This is a genomic window from Flavobacterium sp. DG2-3, assembly GCF_030730925.1.
Taxonomy (GTDB): Bacteria; Bacteroidota; Bacteroidia; order Flavobacteriales; family Flavobacteriaceae; genus Flavobacterium.
Genome location: NZ_JAVAMB010000009.1, coordinates 41,029 through 56,003 on the forward strand (window position 1 = coordinate 41,029; position 14,975 = coordinate 56,003).

Below are 14,975 nucleotides of genomic sequence, written 5' to 3' on the forward strand. Positions count from 1 at the left end.
TTAAACCTTTTTGTTTTTTAGTTTATCTCTCTGAATTTGTTCGATTGGTAAAATATCAGTCGATTTAAAAGTCAGAGCCTGATAAACGGCATTTAAATCACGAGTTAATTTTCTAAGTCCCATTGGCTCTAAAGACGCTGCATGATCTGTACCCTTCCAAGTTCTGTCAAGTGTATAGTGTCTTTCAATAATATTAGCTCCCAAAGTGTAGGCCGCAATATCAACCGCTATTCCGAGATGATGACCTGAAAAACCGATGTGTTTAACCTTATCGCCATATTTTTGCCTTAAAAGGTTAATATCTAAAAGGCATACATCTTGAAAAGGAACAGGATAACCAGACGTACAATTATATAAAACCAAATCTTTGTTTCTTCCTTTTGCAGTAAAAAATTCAACTAATCGATCTGTTTCATCTTTAGTTGTCATTCCTGTTGAAATGTGAATTTCGCCAGCATAATTTTCGCTAAGCCAGCCCAGCATTTCAAAATTATTATTACAGGCCGAAGGTATTTTTATAAACTCTGGTTTTAAATCCGCTATTTCTTTTGCAGAAGTTGTATCCCAGACTGAAGTAGAATAGACAATTCCGATTTCTTCACAATATGTTTTTAGTTCTTGATGCTGTGCCGCGTCAAATTCTAAAAATTCACGATGTGCTCCGTAAGTATCTCCATAAGAATTAGAAGCATTAGGGTGTGGAGCATCATACTGTTCCTCTGTTAAAAGTTCTTTATTATTACGTTTTTGGAATTTTACAGCATCTGCATTTCCGAAGATTTTTGCAATTTTAATTAATTCTTTGGCTATTTCCATTTCCCCTTTATGATTACATCCAATTTCTGCAATCACATAAGGTTTTTTAAATTCCTTCATAACGTTTATTATACTTTAATAAAATTTCACAAGTCTCTCTAATAGCTCCAGCTCCTGAATTATGAGTTAAAACATAATCTGCATTTGCCTTCAAAATATCTGTTGCATCTGCTGGCGTAAATGACCATCCGACGCTACAAATATTTGCCAAATCATTTACATCATCGCCCACGTACGAAACGGCGCCAAAACTACTATTTCTCTCTGAAAGAAAATGTGTTAAAAAGGAAAATTTATCTTTTACTCCTAAAAATGTACGTTTAATCTGCAATTTCTTCATTCTCTCCGCAACTAAATCAGAATTTTCTGAAGTCATTACTACGACCTCAACATTATTTTGTCTCAGGATTTCTAATCCCATTCCGTCACGCATATCGAATTTTTTGGCCATTTCGCCATTCGCATCATAATAAACACAACCGTCTGTAAAAACTCCATCAACATCCAGAACCAAATACTCGATTCTTTGATGCACCTTTTTCTTTTTCTGACGATCTCCTAATAATTTTTCAAGAATATCCCAGTCGGACAAACTATCAATTTCTACCAAAGTTTCTTCGGGCATTTTTACTAATCCAATTGTCCCGCTTACTCTGTTTTTAGAGTTTAAAAAAGCTTCTTTAGTAGTTGCATAAACAGCTCCGTTCTCGATAAGCAATCCTTCAAAGTCCTGCCGTCTTGGTCTTTTAAAAACATCGTAATTATTTGGTGTTCCGTCTGAATTCCAAATAAAACGATGTGTATTTACAACTGTAAGTGCAGATTCTTTTTCATTAATAATGATTTCATTTAATACTGCATTAATATCTTCAGTCTTTGTCATTGGTGAAGTTGCCTGCAATAAACACAATACATCAAAATCGTAATTTATTAACGTTGAAAATTCCAGCATTGCACTTTCTGTTGAAGCAGTATCTGATGCATTTTCGTCATTTCTTAAAAGTGTTTTTACTTTTGGTGTCCAAAAATATTCCCTTTTAATATAATCTAAAATATCCTGATCGTCTGTAAAAACATAAACTTCATCTAAATCAGAAAAAAAAGCTTCTGTTAAAACCCATGAAAAAAGTGGGCGACCTAACATTTTCTTTTTGTTTTTTCCGGGAATTCCTTTTGAGTTTTTTCTTAGAGGAATTATTGCTATTTTTTTCATCTGTTATAACCTAATTAAATTAAAGATAGATTGTTGTCTCCACTCTGAGTAGTTTTCAATTTTAAAACTATGCTTGCTAAAAATTTCTTCTAGTTCTTGTTTTGTATAATCGCTTAACCAGCCATTTTTATCGCGTGATAGTTTTACAATATCGCTACAGCAATAGGATAAAACCACTTGCTTTATTGTAGGCCCCAATTCATCAAAAACACGGTTAATATCATATACATATTCAAGAACACCACTAAAAACTGCTGTATCGCATTTTTTAACTTCCGAAATAATTTCTTGATTTAAATCGCAGACAATAGTCTCTTCAAATCTAGGAACAATATCTGTTGGAATATAACTTTTGTAATTTTGAATATGATTTTTAAGAATCATATTTCCAGCTCCGAATTCTATAATATTTGCATTTGGCAAAATATAAGAGCCTAGAATAATTGTTCTTTCATCCCAATCTGAAAAAAGCTGCTCATTGTTTTGCCATCTTTTAAAATCGGTTTTTTTTTCTGCTCTAAGTTTGCTGTTTTCAATTTGGCGCTCGTGTAATGTTTGATCAACATCATTTACTGGGCGTAGCAAATTAATTAGATTCTTGACCAATGCTTTCATACAATTTAATTATTTGTTTTTTAAGACGATCTCTATTAAAATTCTTATCAACAAATGTAACATTATACTGCTTTGCTGTTTCTCTCAGGGTTGCATTTTTCAAAGCATTTTGCAAATTGAGTGCAATTTTCTGAACATCAAAGGGATTTTCTATCAAATATCCATTTACTCCATGTGTGATAACTTCTTCTGATACATTTCCAGGATTCGTTTGGATAGGGAATGCCCCCATTCCCATTGCTTCTATTCCAGCTGTTGGTAAACCGTCAGAAACACTATTGGCAACATGCAGAATACTTTTTCCCATAATTTCGAGTAGAACATCATTAGAAACAAACTGGCCACGCAGATACATTCTTACCTTTAAATTCTTAAAATATTCTGATTTTTCTACTCTTTCTTTTACTACTAAATCCGCACTATAAATTACTATTTTTAAATTTTCAAATAATTCTTTTGGCAGTAGTTCAACAGCGTCAATTATCTGTAAAGTTTTACCAATTCCGTCTTCATAACCTTTAATTAAGAAAATATTTCTTTGATCAGAATCTAAAATAAATTTTTCATTGATTTCTAATCCTCCATTACCAATAAAAGCTCCTAAAAATTTGTTTTTAAATCCGTTTTCTAAAGTTATATTATAATCCCTTCTGCAATCTGTAATTAAGTAATCCACCCTTTGGAGCACTTCTGTAAATTTATCCTTTGTAATGCCTAATGTTTCATGTAAAAATATATCACTTCCCCAAGACGAATAAATCCACTTAATTTTTGGATGTTGTTTCATTACATCCAAAATGGGAACACAAGATAACTGCATTGCAAAACTGTGTACAATATTTGGTTGAATCTGATGTAAAAGTTCATTAAAATATACTTCTACTTTTCTTTCATTATATTGTTGAATGATTTTATAAATCTCTGGAAAGTATTTTTTGAGCATTTTCCTTCCTGGAAAATCCCATTTTGTTTTCCAATTTCTAATTTGTTTCAACCATTTTGTTCTTTCAGATGTAGTTGAACTATCTGAAATATCAAACCAATAAACCTCATGTCCTGCATCTCTCAGTTGATTTACCCATTGAAAAAAATGGTGATTAGGTATCGAAACCATTAGAATTTTCATTTCTATAATTTTATTTTGAGTTGAATTTCACCTGTTGTAGTATCAAATGAATATTGATATGAATTATTTCTATAGAATGAAACAATAATTTCTAAAATCCTGTCATTTATTATCTGTGGTTCTAAATATTTTTTACTTTTTTTGCCAAAAAGTTTTTTTATATTTTCTTTGAGTTTTTCTTTGAACGGTATTTTATTAATAGTTATTTCTACCGTCACATTTTCAAAATTACTCAATTGCATCAAAATTGCAGAAAGCTTAACTTCTTCCGAATCCAATATAAATTGGAAATCAGCTTTATTATTTACTAACTCATTATAATCTGATTCCAATGGTATAATTCCCCATTCATTTTGAAGATTTAATTTTGTTCGCCTAGAAGCATTAGAAAAGTGCATATACGAGTGATTGATTCGCTCCAATGTTGAATGAAAAGGATTGCTGCTATTCTTACTTCTATAAGCTTTTGGATGCCATTGGTGCTTTACTAGTAATTTTTCATCTATGAAAATTACAGATAATCCAGCATTTTTTAATCTCAGATGAATATCTGTGTCTTCAGCTCCCCAGCCATGATAAAATTCATCATATCCGTTAACAGACATTAATACATCTGTTGGAAAAAGAGTTGTTCCCGTAACTTCATCATTTCCCAGAAAATCAACCTTATAGTCATCAAAATCTTTTCCTTCTTTAGATTCTTCAGGAGATAAAAATCCATACTGAAAATAATAGATTTTTTTATTATTTACTAAACCTTTTGATATCTCTATAAAATCGGGATGAAACATCAAATCAATATCCCCAACCAAAAAATAGGGTGATTTTGTTTTTTTTAATGCAATATTAATAGCTCGAGATTTGTTCCATAATTGTCCTTGAACTGGACATACTATTAATTCTACAAAAATAAATGCTTTAGTTAATTCTTTAAGTTTATCGATATAATCAACCTTGCTTCCGTAGTCTACTAAAAACACTTTAAAGTCTTTATCCGATTGAATGTCAAGAGATGCTAAACTTCTTTCTACAATTCGTAAATCACGATCTCTATTTGTGAGAACTATACTAATCATATAAAACTTTTATAAATAGAATATAAATACATTTTTAAGTCAATATAATTGACTCCTGTTTCTTTCAAGTTTTTTAAAAATTGGATAAACCCTTTATGATACCTATTCTCTCTATTAAAACTTAACATTAAACTTTTCTTTAAATTTAGTATCGCTTTGGCTGTTATCTCTTTTTTAGATGCGAAATCATTGTCTTGAAATACATCTTGCAAAATATTAAGATTAATTTTTAAAATATTACTATTTACTCTTCTCATCTCTGTTGAAATACCAGCATCAATTCTATAAACTGCGGTTATCTCATTTAGATAATGAATGCATCCTCCATTTCTAATTGTCCACAGATATGTTGGCCAATCTCCAAAGGGGTATTTTAAAATCCAAGATGGCAATTTTTCCGTATGACTTTGATTATTTTTAAATAAAACAGAAACAGATGGAATGTGATTAGCAAAAACTAGATCATCAAATTGTGTATCTTTTTTAGATATAATCGGTTCCCATATCTTTCTAGTGCCATCTTTAAACAATAATTCTATGTTAGTGTATATTATAGAAAAATCTGGATTACTTTCTAAAAAATCTACTTGCTTTTGGAGTTTTTGATCGTCAATCCAATAATCATCACCGTCGCAAATTGCTATATATTTACCATCACATTCTTGTATAGTACGTATATAATTTTTTATCAATCCAATATTGCATTCTAAGGATGGCAATAATTTTATTCTTATAGGGTTTTCCTTGGCATATTTTTCGCAGATAATTCTTGTTGAATCTGTACTGTGATCTTCTCCAATAACCAATTGAAATTCAAAATTAGTTTTTTGAGATAGAATACTTTCTAAAGTCTGACCTATAAATTTTTCTTGATTATAAGTAAGTATAAATATGCTTACTTTGTTATTCACGATGACTTTAATTTTAATTTAGCAAATTTCATAGTATTCGATACTTTATACTTAAAAAACTTTTTTATAATTGAAAATGTTAGGCTTAATTGAAAATTCTTAATACAATTTAAAACAAGAAAAATTAAAGTTTTTAATCTAAATTTATTATATAGTGCAAGAAAATGAGCAAAACTATTTATAACATATTTAAACTCTGATACCGTATAATTAAAATCACTTTTAATTATATAAATAAAAAACAAATTGTTTGCTTCTCTTTTTAAAAACGTGTTTTTTTTATTACCAGATATACTATGATCTGTCACTCGAATATAGGCGATCGCTTCATTAATTGTAAAAATTATCTTTTTTTCTGAAAACTCAAGCCAAGCAATATCATCAGAATGCCAGGCCAGAGGATAATGTTTAAATCTGTTTCTTTCAAATGATTTTCTCGAAAAAATATATTCAGTTAACGAACTTCTTGTTTCGTTTCTCATTTTTCGAAACATAGAATCTTTAGCATGTTCTGTTTTTGGATGAACATATCTTTGTGAAAATGGTAAGTTATTTTCATTTACTATGATTGTTGAAAGTCGAACTAAATTAGAACCAGACACTTCAATATCATTTATATTTTTATAAAAGTTCTCGATTACTTGATGATGAAGTTGATCATCATCTCCCAAAACCATAATCCAGCTTTCGTTATCAATTAGATCAACACATCTATTCCAATGTTCAGATAATGAGTAATGTCCTAAATTATTTTCAAATCTTTTATATTTTACAGATAATGACGTTTGAAATTGTGATATAATTTCTTCAGGACTAATTGGACTGCAGTCATCACCTATGTAAACTCGAAATCTTTTATCAGTCTGAAGTGATAGTGATTCTAATGTTTGTAAAAAAAACAGGTAATTATAATATGGGACAACAATTGCAATCATTTAAAAATAAACCACTTACTGTTTTTAATCTTTTTAAGTTTGTTGTAAAACCTAAATACTATTGAATTTTCAATACTTACAATTTTCTTTTTAAACAAAATAGCTTTTCTAGCCATAAAAATTGGATTCCCAAAATAATCATTATAAATGTTTCTATTTATATCAAATAAAGTATTCAACACAATATTATGCTTTTCTTTATCAAGAAATTTATCGCTCATAGATGTTCCAGCATGTTTACGATAAAAAAATAAAATTTCTGGTATTTTAAAAACTTTCCCATCTGGGCACAAAAGTCTTATCCATAAGTCCCAATCTTCTAATCCTGATTTTAATGTCTCATTATACTTCCCAACACTTATAAAATCGTTTTTTTTGAACATTGATGCACTAAATATCATATTTTCAATCAAAATTTCAGGAAAAGAATAAGGCGGAAGTATCCATTCTCCTTCTTTCTCTCCAAAATAAGAAACTCGACAATAAACCAATTTCAACTCATCATCATTATTAAAAACATTAACTGCTTTCTCAATATAAGTGGGATGAATAAGATCATCTGCATCTAGAGGAAGAATGTAAATTCCTTTTGATTTTGAAATTCCGAAATTTCTTGCACTAGAAAGTCCACCGTTTTCTTTACGGAAAAAGGAAATCCTACTGTCTGAAAGATATTTGTCGATAGTTTCAAATAAATCATCATTTGACCCGTCATCTACTATTATAATTTCCCAATTTTGATACGTTTGAGAAATAACTGATTCTATTGTTTCTTCAACAAATTTTGAAACATTAAAACAAGGTATGACAACCGAAACTAGACTATCCATTTTTAATTTTTAAGTATCTTTTTTCTAATTTCTAACCTAGTTCGAAGTAATTTGGTTTCGAAAATAATTTTTTGAAAGAATTCTGCAGGCAAATTTAGCATGATTTTTTTTCCAAAAATCAATAAAATTTTAATTACAGAAAGGTATTCTAATTGATGTAATTGATAATGAGCAATTGTTTCATTTTTTAAACGACTTAAAAGACTTTTTTCATCGCGTTTTATATGGTAAAAAAATGTTTCATTAAAATCTTTAATTATCAATCCTGCTTTTATAACTCGCTCTGACCATTGCTTATCTTCACTAAAAACAAGCTGTTCGTCAAATTTAAAATTTTTCCATATTTCTTTATTTATCATAGCACATCCCGCCATTAACCCATACTTAAGACCATCTTTAACAGTGAAATCATTATCATTTGCTCTCAAGTAATTCGTGTAAGAATTTATATATCTTATTCCAGCTAACGATGAATTCCGATTAAACTCTTTTAGCGAATTTTTAAAAAATGAGTTTCCAACAGGAATTGCGTGCGAGCTCAAAAGTAAGACTAAATTATTTCTAGCTATTTCAATACCCAGATTTATTGCTTTGCCATATGTAAAGACATCAATTTTTACAATTTTGCAATTAAATTTTTCTGCTACAGTTATACTTTCATCTGTCGAATTATTATCAACTATAATAATTTCATCAATATCTTCCGCATAAACTTTATTTAGCATCGTTAGAGTTGCCCCTAATGCTTTTGCTTCGTTTTTATTTCTTATGACTATTGAGATCATTTTTAGCTAATAATTGATTTTAGAACTGTCTTAACTATCTTAACTATAAAATTTAAATCTGGTTTTCTTCCAAACTTAGTTTTTTTTACTGCATTTAAATATTCTTTTCTCCTTATTAATTGAAAAACATCATATTCTATCCATGATCCGTCCCATAAATGAATCCCTATGGTTTTTTCCGAAGCATATTTTAGAAAGTCCTTTTGAAATGGCTTGTTAACATCAAATGGAAGAGGGTAGAAATACTCTGGAGGATAAACCACAATTTGTTTTTCTTCTACGATTTTTTTGAAAATTGGATTTTCAATTCCAGTATATGATTCAAATGCTCTTGTTAATACTCTCGGGATGCCAAATTTCATCTGCCATTCTTCTATTTGAGCGTTTTCATAATACTTGAAACATTCTAGAAGATATTCACTTTTTTTTACTCCTCCAAAAATACCCGCACTGATTAATTGTTCATTTTCTGCTCCAATAAAAAAAGTATCGTTTAATAGACTATCTAATTTTTTTATTAAAAACATATCGGTATCCATATAAATCCCTCCAAATTCATATACTGCTTTTAGCCGAACATAATCTGCAACAAACGCATACTTTTTACGCTCATATGCAAACTTAACAAAAGGATGATTCATATCTGAATTCTCTTCATTCCATAATATAAACTCGTAGTCAGATAAATGGTTCTTCCACGAATTAATCGTCTTTAACTGAATATCATTAAAATCATTTTTTCCAAACCAACAATAATGAATTATTTTAGGAATTTGCTCCATAGTCTACTTAAAAAAGAAATACCCCTTATTGAAAAGCGAAAAGGATAAATACCCAAATGCTGTCTTAACCGGAAGTACAAAATTTTTCAGTTCAAAATCTTTTTGCAACAATTTAAAAAACAGTTTTCTTTTCATTTCCCCATGTCCATTTTTTATCAATAAGTCTCTAAAAATAATTTTATATCTTTCTCTAGTAAAAAGTAAACAGGTTGTGTAATCTATTAATTGATTTTCTTTAATAATTTTTAGCTGTTTTTCTCTAGCTACTATTTCTGATTGTATTTCTGTTACATTCAATTTATAAATTTGGTTAGACAATGAGTCTAAATCAATATTATATTGAATTAAAATTTGATCAACAAATTTGATTTCTGGTTTTCTATACAACATTCGCAAATTAAAATCCCAATCATCCAAAAAGCGAATGTTTTCATCAAATAATTCTTTAGCTTCTTCTAAAAATTCTCTTTTCCATAAAGGCCCGCAAACATAAAAGCTGGTAAAACCTGTATAATAATTTTGAAATAAATTACTAGTATTTGTTCTATTGTACCCTATAATTTGATTACTTAAAACATCTACTTTAACTAGATTAGCAACAACAACATCAGTATTTTGATCTTTGGAATTGAAAAAGACTTCAAGAGCATTTTTTTTGTAAAAATCATCACTATCTAGCCAATTAATCCAAGATCCCTTACTCATCTGAAAACCAAAATTTCTACAAGAATTAGGTCCCTTGATACTATTTTTTGGTCTCTCAAAATATTTAAATCTTGAATCTTTTTCGTATTTAGAAACTATTTCTTTTGTGTTATCAGAACTGCCGTCATCAACTATTATACACTCCCAATTTTCATAAGTTTGCATCAATATACTGTCGAGTGTTTTTCCGATAAGATGAGCTCTATTGTAAGTAGGAATTATTATGGAAATTAAAGATGAGTTATTCATTAATTTTTTTTAATTTGAGATACTTTTCTATTCGATAACTCCCTCTATCAATCAAATAAAACAATCTCCCAAAAAAAGCAAATTCTACACCTCTTATATAATTCTTGCTTTTAAGCAACGGGATAAATTCTTTTAAAATATAATTGGCGTTTTCAGCATGATTATTTTCTAATGCTCTAAAAAAATATTCTACGATTGCTTTGTAAAAATATTGTATTAAATCATTATCATGTAGAGCTATACTACGTTTGAAATTTTCTAAAGCAATGTAGGATTGAGATTTTTTATAAGTCTTTACATATTGGTTATTTTTTTCACTTTTTGTTTCACCATGCTGTCTATACAAAAATAATGGTATATCTATAATTTTGTAATTGTTTGGTGAAATATCAAAAAACAATCTAGAGAAAAGTTCTGTTTCCTGCCCCCTTGCGATATTAAGGTTGAATAATTCTTTATTATTTAAAAAAGTTCTTCTAAAAAGAATAGATGGGGTAAGGATTTGAAGTCTCCATAGAACATAATCTTTAAATAAATAAGTATTTATTTCTAGATTGATATTTTGCAATACTTTCAAATTTTGATCAGTATAAGTTCCTGAGCAAATAACTAAATCAATTTCTTCAGAAAACAATTCGACCTTCCTATCAAGAAAATTATTGATCATTATGTCGTCATCATCAAACCAATTAATAAACTCTCCCTTACTTAATTCAAAACCATAATTACGTGCTGCATTACCACCTGACAATCTATCTAAGGGCCGATGGTGTAGCTGAAAACGGCTATCTTTTTTTACGTATTTATTAATTACTTCTATAGTATTATCAGTTGAGCCATCATCAACAATGATACATTCCCAATTTTGATGAGTTTGAGCTAGTACACTGTTTAATGTTTCACCTATTAAATGCGCACGGTTAAAAGTAGGAATAATTATAGAAACTAGCTCTTTACTCATATTTGATAAATTATTACTCATCTTTTAACTTGTGATGAACTAAGAAAAGAATATTCATTGTACATACTCTCTTGCTGAAGACTTTTAACACGCTTATATTTTTTTAAAGTCTTTACTAAATAATTGAGATTATAAGTTAGATCGCTTTTGTTAAGTAATAGAATAGATACTATACTTCTTTTTAAAATAAACTTGAGCATTTTATTTACTGTCCATGCATTGTTAGGATTCAAAAGCTTTAGATCATTCGCATTAACAAAATTTTTGAGAGTAAACGTTCTCTCACTTACATCCCTATCATGTAAAGCAACTGATTTGGGTACAATACCAACTTTTAGTTTTTTAAATCGGCATCTGTTTATATAATCATTATCTTCTGCATAATGAAAAAAATATGGATTAAACCCTCCTACATTCTGTAATGTTTTTTTTGACAGAAGCCAAATTGCTGCATTAACAAAACTAACATCATAAATATTTTTCAAATCTTTCCTTAAAAAAAGATCTGAGTAAAAATCTTTACAGTTATTTGCATTAACATAGGTCTGAAACAATAAATCTATTCTGTTTCCTTTACCATTTAAATGTACAGGACTTAAAACACCATATTCTGGATTTGCTTCCATTTGTTCAATCAGAAGTCCTATTGTATCTTCTTTTAAATACGCATCTTGATTTAATAAAACAAAATACTCACCTCCTTTTTCTAAAGCGATGTTTAGTCCAATATTATTAGCTGCCCCAAAACCTAAATTTTTATTTTGCTGTATTAAAAGAACACTTTTGAAATTTAGCTTAATAAATTCAATTGTACCATCTGTACTACAATTATCAATAACAATAACATGAGATGAAACTGCGTTATTTAAAATACTATTTAAGCAGTCTTCAATCCATTGCATTCCATTAAAAGTTACAACAATGACAAAAATCTTATTTTGCATATTAAATTAGGATGGTATTATTTGAGAATTCGCTTTAAAAGCTTAAATGGCAGTAAAAATGCATGCCCAACTTTATAGGTATAACTAGCTTTAACCTCCTCTAACCATCCTTTTTTTATAAAATCTCCCCCATCAAAAAAAGAGATATTATATTCTTCAATAATATGCTCAGAAGCAATAATTATTAGAAACATTGGGTTTGTTACTCTATTACTAATCGTAGTATAATTACCGTAGAAATAATTTGAGTTTTTTACAGTGGCATCCTCTTGAATGATTGAACTTCCATTGTTATATGTTTGAGATAGTAATTGAAACTTACTGAAATAATTAGAAATTAAACTAGTAAACTCATTTTTATATAATTCTTTAACATGAAACTCATTTACAATATCTCGGAGCTCAGAATAGTATAATTTATCAGGTGTAGATATTATTAATATCCCTTCGGGTTTTAAAACTCTTTTTATTTCTAGCATCATTTTTTCATGTTCATCATGATGCTCAATTGTTTCAAAACTAACCACGACATCAACACTGTTATCTATTAAAGGAATGTTGCTTGTACTCCCCTCTAAATATTCTATATTCTCTGCCTTGTACTTTAATTTAGCAAGGGCAATAGATTCTTTATCAATATCAACGCCATATACAAATGAAGCATGATTACTCATTAAATTCGTACCATAACCCTCACCGCTAGCTATATCAAGTACAATTTTATCTTTTATATAAGTGCTTGTAATTGCATATCTATGTAAATGCTCAATTGCAACTCGATTATAAATAAAAGGTTCTAACCTCTCTCCAGTCCATTTTTTCATAAATATTCTATTTCCAATTTAAGATTGGCCTAATAATTCCTGGGAAATTTCCATTATAATTCCCTCGAGCTGTATCACCTCCAAATTCATCAATTACATTAAATCCAACCACGTCCATTTCATGAAATTCAACAACAAAAGGGTTATATTTCATAATGGCAAAACTACACGAATAAGTTCCTTCTGCTAATAAATTTTCTGGTATAATAATTTTTTTTGAGTAAACTCCTTTTTTTTGCGCTTCTTTTAAAGTTAACGAGTTTCTATCATGAGAACTTAAAATATGGATATTTTCATTGTTAAATAAATTAAATCCATGAGTAAAAACATTTCCTTCTTCTAGGATTTCATATGTAAATTCAATTGCTATTGAATTCGATATTTGGTGATTCAGTGTTAATTCACCATTTACATTTAACACTTTTGCCGCTAATAAACGTAAAAAATTGGTTTTAGGACATGATTCTAAATCCCACTTTCTGTTTGCAAATCGCTCTTGATCACTGAAATATTTATTAACAGCTTCTTCAATATTTCCTTCAAAAATCACTTTACCATGTTCTAAAACAATCCCTTTTGTACATAAACTTTTTACTGCCGCCATATTATGACTTACAAATAAAACCGTTCTTCCTTGCCCTTTAGAAATATCCTGCATTTTCCCAATAGCTTTTTTCTGAAACTCAGCATCTCCAACTGCCAAAACCTCATCGACTACTAAAATCTCAGGTTCTAGAAAAGCAGCAACTGCAAATGCGAGACGAACAGTCATCCCAGAACTATATCTTTTTACAGGAGTATCAATATAACGTTCACAACCAGAAAACTCGATGATTTCATCAAGTTTTGAAGTAATTTCTTTTTTAGTCATTCCGAGAATAGCACCGTTTAGAAATATATTTTCTCTTCCGGTCATTTCCCCATTAAATCCCGTTCCCACTTCCAGAAGTGACGCAATTCTTCCACGCGATTTAATACTTCCTGTAGTTGGCGCAGTTACTTTAGAAAGAATTTTTAAAAGTGTAGATTTTCCTGCTCCATTCTTTCCAATGATACCTAAAACTTCTCCTCTTTCTACTTCAAAATTAATATCTTGTAACGCCCAAACATAATCTGAAGTTCCCTTTGTAGAACGGTCATTCACATCTCCTATTCTTAAATAAGGATCTTCTTTTCCACGAATTTTATGCCACCATCGGTTTAGGTCGTGACTCAAAGTACCAGTTCCAACCTGACCTAAGCGGTATTGCTTAGAAATATTTTCAGCTTTTAATATAATATCTTTCATTTATACGGTATCTATAAAGCTTTTTTCTGTCCTATTAAAAATTAACAATCCAATAAAGAAAACTACAATTGTAACGACCATTGTATATATCAACCCTAAAATTGATATGCTTCCTATGTTTAAAAGCATATAACGAGAAGTTTCGATCACATAAGCTAATGGGTTATATTCTACAATCCAACCAAATTTTGGAAGTTTTTCTTTTATCAATTCCATCGGATACATTACGGCAGATATATACATTAGTAACTGTACTCCAAAACCAACTAAATTATTTAAATCTCTGTATTTTGTAACCATTGAAGAAATCATCATACCCAAACCTAATCCCAAAATTCCCATAAATGAAATTAAGATTGGGAAAAATAGCATTGATACATTTAGACTTAAATCTGCTCCTTGAAAATAAAAGAAAATATAAAAGAAAACAAATATGCCAAATTGAATTCCAAATTTAATTAAGTTGGAAATCACTATTGATAAAGGCGTAATAATTCTAGGAAAATAAACTTTTCCAAATATTCCAGCATTAGACTTAAAAGTGTCTGAAGTTCCGTTCAAACAGGCAGTAAAATAATTCCATACCATGATTCCTGCTAAGTTAAATAAGAATGGAGGAATTGTACCGGTTTTTATTCCGGCAACGTTATTAAATATAATAGTAAAGGTTATAGAAGTAAATAAAGGCTGTATTAAATACCATAAAGGCCCTAAAACAGTTTGCTTATAAACTGTAATTATATCTCTTTTTACAAAAAGCATTAATAAGTCTCTATATTGCCAAATTTCTTTAAAATTTAAAGAGAAAAATTTATTCTTGGGTGTTATTTCAAACAGCCAGTCATTTGTGTTTTTATAATTCATTTAGAAGAACAAAAAAATCTAGTTTTATAATTTTAACAAGATTTTTAACAT

Annotated in this window: 16 protein-coding genes; all 16 read right to left on the reverse strand. The window is 29.2% G+C overall.

Annotated features, from left to right (window positions below; all coding sequences use genetic code 11):
- The 16 genes from Q9Q97_RS13830 to Q9Q97_RS13905 are packed head-to-tail and all read right to left on the reverse strand — an operon-like array spanning position 1 to position 14,924.
- Complete coding sequence (locus Q9Q97_RS13830) at positions 1-876, reverse strand: N-acetylneuraminate synthase family protein (RefSeq protein WP_306158012.1); 876 nt, start codon at positions 874-876, stop codon at positions 1-3.
- Positions 863-2,029: an acylneuraminate cytidylyltransferase gene (locus Q9Q97_RS13835; RefSeq protein WP_306158015.1), complete on the reverse strand. Its 1,167-nt coding sequence runs from the start codon at positions 2,027-2,029 to the stop codon at positions 863-865. Before Q9Q97_RS13835 ends, Q9Q97_RS13830 begins: the two co-directional genes overlap by 14 nt.
- Positions 2,030-2,032: 3 nt before the next feature.
- A complete protein-coding gene (locus Q9Q97_RS13840) occupies positions 2,033-2,644 on the reverse strand; it encodes a hypothetical protein (protein WP_306158017.1) in 612 nt (203 codons plus the stop codon).
- Positions 2,616-3,770 (reverse strand): glycosyltransferase family 4 protein, encoded by a 1,155-nt coding sequence (locus tag Q9Q97_RS13845; RefSeq protein WP_306158019.1) that lies wholly within the window; start codon positions 3,768-3,770, stop codon positions 2,616-2,618. The genes Q9Q97_RS13840 and Q9Q97_RS13845 overlap by 29 nt, the downstream gene beginning before the upstream one ends.
- 2 nt (positions 3,771-3,772) lie before the next feature.
- Positions 3,773-4,846, reverse strand: a complete 1,074-nt coding sequence (locus Q9Q97_RS13850) for a glycosyltransferase family 2 protein (RefSeq protein ID WP_306158020.1) — start codon at positions 4,844-4,846, stop codon at positions 3,773-3,775.
- The gene (locus tag Q9Q97_RS13855) at positions 4,843-5,757 is read right to left on the reverse strand and encodes a glycosyltransferase (RefSeq protein WP_306158022.1); all 915 of its coding nucleotides are present in this window, start codon (positions 5,755-5,757) and stop codon (positions 4,843-4,845) included. Before Q9Q97_RS13855 ends, Q9Q97_RS13850 begins: the two co-directional genes overlap by 4 nt.
- The gene (locus tag Q9Q97_RS13860) at positions 5,754-6,692 is read right to left on the reverse strand and encodes a glycosyltransferase (RefSeq protein ID WP_306158024.1); all 939 of its coding nucleotides are present in this window, start codon (positions 6,690-6,692) and stop codon (positions 5,754-5,756) included. Before Q9Q97_RS13860 ends, Q9Q97_RS13855 begins: the two co-directional genes overlap by 4 nt.
- Complete coding sequence (locus Q9Q97_RS13865) at positions 6,689-7,522, reverse strand: glycosyltransferase (RefSeq protein ID WP_306158026.1); 834 nt, start codon at positions 7,520-7,522, stop codon at positions 6,689-6,691. The genes Q9Q97_RS13860 and Q9Q97_RS13865 overlap by 4 nt, the downstream gene beginning before the upstream one ends.
- A gap of 2 nt (positions 7,523-7,524) precedes the next feature.
- Complete coding sequence (locus Q9Q97_RS13870; RefSeq protein ID WP_306158027.1) at positions 7,525-8,307, reverse strand: glycosyltransferase family A protein; 783 nt, start codon at positions 8,305-8,307, stop codon at positions 7,525-7,527.
- A gap of 2 nt (positions 8,308-8,309) precedes the next feature.
- On the reverse strand, positions 8,310-9,089 hold the full coding sequence (locus Q9Q97_RS13875; protein ID WP_306158029.1) for a glycosyltransferase: 780 nt from the start codon (positions 9,087-9,089) through the stop codon (positions 8,310-8,312).
- Between the two features lie 3 nt (positions 9,090-9,092).
- Positions 9,093-10,043: a glycosyltransferase gene (locus Q9Q97_RS13880; RefSeq protein WP_306158031.1), complete on the reverse strand. Its 951-nt coding sequence runs from the start codon at positions 10,041-10,043 to the stop codon at positions 9,093-9,095.
- Positions 10,036-11,025, reverse strand: a complete 990-nt coding sequence (locus Q9Q97_RS13885; protein ID WP_306158033.1) for a glycosyltransferase — start codon at positions 11,023-11,025, stop codon at positions 10,036-10,038. Before Q9Q97_RS13885 ends, Q9Q97_RS13880 begins: the two co-directional genes overlap by 8 nt.
- A complete protein-coding gene (locus tag Q9Q97_RS13890; protein ID WP_306158035.1) occupies positions 11,022-11,948 on the reverse strand; it encodes a glycosyltransferase family 2 protein in 927 nt (308 codons plus the stop codon). Before Q9Q97_RS13890 ends, Q9Q97_RS13885 begins: the two co-directional genes overlap by 4 nt.
- A 17-nt stretch (positions 11,949-11,965) precedes the next feature.
- On the reverse strand, positions 11,966-12,772 hold the full coding sequence (locus tag Q9Q97_RS13895; RefSeq protein ID WP_306158037.1) for a class I SAM-dependent methyltransferase: 807 nt from the start codon (positions 12,770-12,772) through the stop codon (positions 11,966-11,968).
- Between the two features lie 7 nt (positions 12,773-12,779).
- Positions 12,780-14,060: an ABC transporter ATP-binding protein gene (locus Q9Q97_RS13900; protein WP_306158039.1), complete on the reverse strand. Its 1,281-nt coding sequence runs from the start codon at positions 14,058-14,060 to the stop codon at positions 12,780-12,782.
- On the reverse strand, positions 14,061-14,924 hold the full coding sequence (locus Q9Q97_RS13905; RefSeq protein ID WP_306158041.1) for an ABC transporter permease: 864 nt from the start codon (positions 14,922-14,924) through the stop codon (positions 14,061-14,063). It abuts the gene before it with no gap.
- Positions 14,925-14,975: the final 51 nt, after the last annotated feature.

Coding starts and splice junctions, on each gene's coding strand:
- Q9Q97_RS13830 (WP_306158012.1), bottom strand. CDS start 876: ATGAAGGAATTTAAAAAACCTTATGTGATTGCAGAAATTGGATGTAAT.
- Q9Q97_RS13835 (WP_306158015.1), bottom strand. CDS start 2,029: ATGAAAAAAATAGCAATAATTCCTCTAAGAAAAAACTCAAAAGGAATT.
- Q9Q97_RS13840 (WP_306158017.1), bottom strand. CDS start 2,644: ATGAAAGCATTGGTCAAGAATCTAATTAATTTGCTACGCCCAGTAAAT.
- Q9Q97_RS13845 (WP_306158019.1), bottom strand. CDS start 3,770: ATGAAAATTCTAATGGTTTCGATACCTAATCACCATTTTTTTCAATGG.
- Q9Q97_RS13850 (WP_306158020.1), bottom strand. CDS start 4,846: ATGATTAGTATAGTTCTCACAAATAGAGATCGTGATTTACGAATTGTA.
- Q9Q97_RS13860 (WP_306158024.1), bottom strand. CDS start 6,692: ATGATTGCAATTGTTGTCCCATATTATAATTACCTGTTTTTTTTACAA.
- Q9Q97_RS13865 (WP_306158026.1), bottom strand. CDS start 7,522: ATGGATAGTCTAGTTTCGGTTGTCATACCTTGTTTTAATGTTTCAAAA.
- Q9Q97_RS13870 (WP_306158027.1), bottom strand. CDS start 8,307: ATGATCTCAATAGTCATAAGAAATAAAAACGAAGCAAAAGCATTAGGG.
- Q9Q97_RS13875 (WP_306158029.1), bottom strand. CDS start 9,089: ATGGAGCAAATTCCTAAAATAATTCATTATTGTTGGTTTGGAAAAAAT.
- Q9Q97_RS13880 (WP_306158031.1), bottom strand. CDS start 10,043: ATGAATAACTCATCTTTAATTTCCATAATAATTCCTACTTACAATAGA.
- Q9Q97_RS13885 (WP_306158033.1), bottom strand. CDS start 11,025: ATGAGTAATAATTTATCAAATATGAGTAAAGAGCTAGTTTCTATAATT.
- Q9Q97_RS13890 (WP_306158035.1), bottom strand. CDS start 11,948: ATGCAAAATAAGATTTTTGTCATTGTTGTAACTTTTAATGGAATGCAA.
- Q9Q97_RS13895 (WP_306158037.1), bottom strand. CDS start 12,772: ATGAAAAAATGGACTGGAGAGAGGTTAGAACCTTTTATTTATAATCGA.
- Q9Q97_RS13900 (WP_306158039.1), bottom strand. CDS start 14,060: ATGAAAGATATTATATTAAAAGCTGAAAATATTTCTAAGCAATACCGC.
- Q9Q97_RS13905 (WP_306158041.1), bottom strand. CDS start 14,924: ATGAATTATAAAAACACAAATGACTGGCTGTTTGAAATAACACCCAAG.